The 269-nt window shown below is 52.8% G+C and carries 1 protein-coding gene; it reads right to left on the bottom strand.

Annotated elements, in window-relative coordinates:
- Nucleotides 1-230: endonuclease toxin domain-containing protein (locus R0K30_RS22080; protein WP_486304030.1), on the bottom strand; the 230-nt coding region annotated here is incomplete at its 3' end.
- Between the last annotated feature and the right edge of the window lie 39 nt (nucleotides 231-269).

The raw sequence follows: 269 nt of genomic DNA, 5'->3' as shown, positions 1-269 counted from the left end.
TTGAGCGTTCTTGTGATCGCCGCAGGTTGTTGATAGCTCTTTGCCCCTGTATCCAGCGTTTTTGTGCTGATGGCTATTCCGTCCGGGGTGAGATGATCAAAGGTTGAAAAATTACTTTTGACCGCGTTCAGATCGCGTGTTCCCGGCGGTAATTTCGCCTGAACAAAAGCTTCGAAGGGTTTGCCCTGCTGAGCGATCCCCTTCCCCCATTGCATCCCGATCTCGCTCATCGAAACTGTACCGCCCAGGCCTTTGCCTTCAGCCTTCAG

Source organism: Bacillus sp. SIMBA_154, from assembly GCF_046536015.1.
Taxonomy (GTDB): domain Bacteria; phylum Bacillota; class Bacilli; order Bacillales; family Bacillaceae; genus Bacillus; species Bacillus pumilus_P.
This window is presented reverse-complemented; position numbering and strand designations above follow the sequence as displayed.